The sequence below is a fragment of the Kitasatospora sp. NPDC007106 genome (assembly GCF_040634455.1).
GTDB classification, from domain to species: domain Bacteria; phylum Actinomycetota; class Actinomycetes; order Streptomycetales; family Streptomycetaceae; genus Kitasatospora; species Kitasatospora arboriphila.
Genome location: NZ_JBEYFP010000485.1, coordinates 1 through 4,541 on the forward strand (window position 1 = coordinate 1; position 4,541 = coordinate 4,541).

The 4,541-nt window shown below is 71.8% G+C and carries 2 protein-coding genes; both read right to left on the reverse strand.

Annotation, left to right across the window (positions count from 1 at the left end; translation table 11 throughout):
* Positions 1-334: 334 nt before the first annotated feature.
* Positions 335-3,568: an ATP-binding protein gene (locus ABZ641_RS26640; protein WP_359985617.1), complete on the reverse strand. Its 3,234-nt coding sequence runs from the start codon at positions 3,566-3,568 to the stop codon at positions 335-337.
* A 185-nt stretch (positions 3,569-3,753) separates the two neighbouring features.
* Positions 3,754-4,541: hypothetical protein (locus ABZ641_RS26645; protein ID WP_359985620.1), on the reverse strand; the 788-nt coding region annotated here is incomplete at its 5' end.

Genomic DNA, 4,541 nt, shown 5'->3' on the forward strand with positions numbered 1-4,541 from the left:
TACCGTAGAGTTATTAGAATGATCTGACCTCTGTGAACGCGCCATGGCTACGTACTCTGTCTGAGTCCGTCATCTCCCACGGGAGGCCGAGACGTGCCGAGCGCGCCCACCTCCGTACCGACCCGCCGGTCCCGCGAACGGGTGGCGGACACCCCCGTGCGCTGCCCTGCTTCACCATGTGCTGCCGTCTCTCTGACGTCCCGTCCGCCCCCACGGGGAACGCCGCGTGGAGGTGCCCGCCGCGGTTTTCGGGCGGGCACTGACAGCCTGTGGTGACGCGGACGGGTCCACCACTCACGGGCTCCACCTGGAGCAGACCCGTGCGCGGCGAGGTCTACGGTTCCTCGACGGCCGAGGGCGTCCGGGTGCGTTCCGCCATCGCCGTCCAGAACCGGCCGAGCTCACGGTCGGTCATGCCCTGCCAGCCCGCCTTCCTCCGCCGGGCGGTGCGCCGCCTCAGCAGGGCCTGCTGCTGCCGGCAGAACGGCTCGCGCAGCTCGCCGTCCGGCTGCGCCCCCTTCGCGGGGTACGGGCACAGCTCGAACTGGCAGCTGCGCAGGCAGCTCGTCCCGGGTTCGGCCGTCCCGGCCATGCCGACCGTGCGCTCGGGACGGAGCGCCGTGCGGTCCTTCGTCAGGCAGGGCGGGAGGGTGGTGCGGTTGGTGCGCTCCAGCCGGCTGTCGACCAGCTGACCGTCGCGTTCGGTGAGGTTGAGCAGCAGCAGGATGTCGGCGAGGAGCTGCTGGGCGCGCGGATGCAGGGTGCTCCACCCGACCGACGGCGGGATCCAGAGGTTGTGCTTGCGGTAGACCGTGGGGTCGGCCGGCTGCGAGCCGATGTTGGCCATCGTCCCCTTCTCGTCGATCCAGATGAACCGCTCGGGACGCCGGGTCTCCAGGGCGAGCGCCGCGAGGTCCCCGGCCTCGGCGACGAAGGGGTGCAGCCGGTTCCCGTCCCGTACCGACAGCTCGTCCGCGGGCCGGTCGCCGGGGGCCTGCTCGCTGCCCGCCATGGCGAGCCAGCGCTCCACGGCCTGCAACGGGTCGGAGCCGGACCGCCGGCCGTTCTCGCCGCCCTCCACCACCTCGTCGGTGCTGTCCGGCAGCTCCCACAGGCACAGCGCGTGGACGAGGGTGACCTGGGAGTACCAGTAGCGGGCGTGCGTCAGCATGTGCTCCGCCTGCTCGATCAGGTACTCGCGGGCCTCGTCGGAGGTGGCGGGATGCCGGCTGCGGCGGTTCGCCGCGGCCTTGAAGCCCTGGGCTAGGGCGATCTCCAGGGAGATGGGCAGGTCGGCGCGGCCCGTCGCGGGGTTGGGCGCGAGGTGCTGCAGCCACAGGCCCATGCGCTCCCGGGCCTGCTCGCACCGGTCGTTGCTCACCGAGCCCACGATCATCGGGACCAGCCACGCCCGGGTGACGAACTCGCGCCAGATCTGCTCCCCGGTCCGCGGTCCCCGCTCGGTGCCGTCCGCGGGGTCGGGAGGGCCGATCCTCCGCTCGCGTTCCGCACTCTCCCGGTGCTTCTGGAGCTCCATGGCCGTCTTGTACTGCTCCCAGGGGTCGTAGACCTCGACCGCGCTGTCCTTCCTCCGCTTCGGCCACGGGAAGAGCCTGCGCAGCGCGTCGAAGGCGTTGTCGCCGCCCGCGCCGATCTCCTGGGCGATGGCCAGCCGGACGGGATAGCTGGGCTCGACCCAGGTGACCCTCATCAGGTCGCCGTAGGCCGGCTTGGGCCACTTCTCGGGGTCGTCCCGGTTCGAGCGGTCGAGCCGCCGCGCCACCTCGCCGAAGGCGTGCACCAGCCGCAGTTTCGCCTCGTCGACGGTTCTCGGATCGCCGTCGACGATCTCCGGCCACCGCTGCAGGATCGTCCTGGCGAGGAGGGCGTGGGCCGAGTCGTCGGCCTGGCAGGTGTCGATCTCCAGTGCCGCGGCGAACAGGTCGAGGGCCTTGTCGTCCCGGCGTTCGCGGGCCGCTTCGAGCAGCAGGTCGACCGTGGCGCGCTTCAGGGTCTCGCCCTTGCGGCGGGAGCGCAGGACCAGGGCGATGAGGAGCTCGCGGCCGGGTTCCTCGAGCGCCCTGTCGAGGAGTCCGGCGTCGTCCCGCTGGACGACGTCGAGGAAGGAGGCCCCCAGGTAGGACTGCAGGATGCTGTGCGGGAACCGCACCTTGAAGCTCTGGGCCTCCACCAGCCCGAGTTGTTCACCGCGTGCCGCGTAGCGCGACAGGGCGGTGCGCCAGCAGGCGTCCTCGTCGTTCCCGGGCAGGCCCTCGACGCTTTGGCGCAGCGCCCGCAGGACCGCCCGGTAGGGGACCTCCGCCTCCTTCGGGTGGTCGCCGCCGTGGCCGGTCCAGCCGATGAGTTCGTCGAACCTGACCTCCAGCCGGTCGTTGAGCAGTCCGATGCAGGCCAGCGCCGACATCACGGCCACCGTCCGCCTGCGCTGCTCGGAGGAGATGTCGAAGCGGGCCTGGAGGTGGCCCTGGACGAGTGCCCTCATCCAGGAGTCCAGGAGGCTGAGCCGGATGCAGGTCCGGTCGCCGCCGCGGGTGTTGACGTGGTCCCACTCCTTGCTGTTCTCGAAGTGCTCCATGAGCTGGTGCTCCCGGAGCTGGCGGGCGATCTGGAGGTAGAGCGGGGACTCGGCGACCGCGGCCGTCTCGACGATCCAGTCCAGCCTGCGGTTGTCGACACCGGGTTTCCGGTGCGCGAGGTAGCCGAGTGCGGCCTCCTCGCTGAGCGGTTCGAGGTCGATGACGGCGGCCTGGGTGCCTTCGAGGGCGGGGTGCGGGCGCGAGGCGATCACCAGGGGGAGCTTCTGCTTCTGGGCGCGGCCGATCGCGCGGCGGATCAGGCTGTCCCGGTTCGCCTGTTCCTCGTCCTCGCAGAACGCCTCCTCCAGCCCGTCCGCGATGACCACGGCCTTGTCGTCCATGCAGAGCTGCCGCCACACCCGTTCGGCCTGGGCCCGGGAGATGACCCCCGGGTCCACCTCGTCGCAGAACCGCCGCTTGGCCAGTTCGCCGAAGTTCAGGTCGGCGCCGTCGAGGTCGATGCGCCGCAGGTGGATGGGGACGGGCACGGCGCCGTTCTCCGCCAGCACCTGGGTCAGCTGCACCAGCACGGCCGTCTTCCCGCTGCCGACGCCGCCCACCAGCACGTACGGCCGGCGCCGGCGCCGGTCCCGCAGCGCCTGGGCGATGACCGAGCACAGCTCCTGCCGGCCGACGACCTCGTCGACGATCGTGCCGGCCGTGGGCACCAGCTGCTGCGGGTTCTTCCGGGCGGTCCGGCCGATCGGCCGGATGGTCTTCCAGCGGCGTACGCCGAGGAAGACGGCGGTGCTCAGGGAGAGCACCAGGAACGGCGTGGTGAAGCTGATGACCACGCTGCAGGACTGGCTGGTCCGGCGGCAGGTGTTCTCCACGAACCCGGGACTTCCGCCGACGATCACGTTCAGGGCCAGCGCCAGCCAGCCCAGGAGCAGTAACGTGCCGATCCACGACAGGGCCTTCACGTAGTTCCCGGGCGTCCACCTCCCGCGCCACTTCTGGGGAATGGCCACCCGCTGCCGGCTCTCCTTGCGGACGCGCCGCATCCGCCACCGTCTGAACACCCGGAACCGCAGCCAGGACAGGACGCGCCTGCCCCGAACGAAGCGCGGCTCGCTCGGCGCTCGGAACCTCCCCGCCGGATGCCGGATGACCTGGTTCATCGGGGCCTTCCCTCAGAGGCGTCCACGACCGGCCGTCAGGACAGCCCGCCGTCGTCGGCGGTGAGGACGCAGCCGCGGACGGAGGCGTCCCCGTCGGCCCCCGTGTTCGTCCAGGACAGGAAGACCCGCTGCGGAGAGCCGTTGCCGAAGACCGCAGCCGCGCTCAGGTCGAACCGGTTGACCGCGGCACCCGTGCTGGCCCGGACCTGCGGACCGATCTCGAGCGCGCTGTCCGAGCAGAGCTGCGCCGTCACGGTCGGCACGGTGTCGTTGGTGTCCGCGCTCTTCTCCACCCAGGCGAGGACGAAGCGCCCGCCCGGCAGCGCCGTCAGCGCGGGCGAGGTCCGGTGGAAGTGCTTCGGTGAACCCGCCGAGGCGCTGGCGAAGACCTCCCCGTCGCCGCCCGGGTCGATGATGCCGGCCACCGCGGTGGTCTGCAGGACACCGAGGTCGCTCGGCACGGTCGCCTTGACGTGCGCCGCGACGAACCGTCCGTCGTCGAGGGCCGTCAGCACGCTCCGGCCCAGTCGTCCGAAGCCGGTGATGCCGGGGCGGATCTCGCCCGTCAGGGGTGTGCCTTCGGCGTCGAAGACCCGGTACGTCAACCCGCCGCCGCCCACCGCCGCACCGTCGGTCCAGGCGACCACGACGTCCCCGTCGCTCAGCAGCGTCGCGGTCGCATCGGTGTGGAAGGCCTCGCTGGTGTTGACGGCGATCTCCGCGCCCTGCTTCTGCCCGTCGGGGCCGAACCGCTGGGCGCGGACGCGCTGCTGGGGGCTGCCGCCCGTCCAGGTGACCAGGCAGCCGCCGTCGATCATCCGGG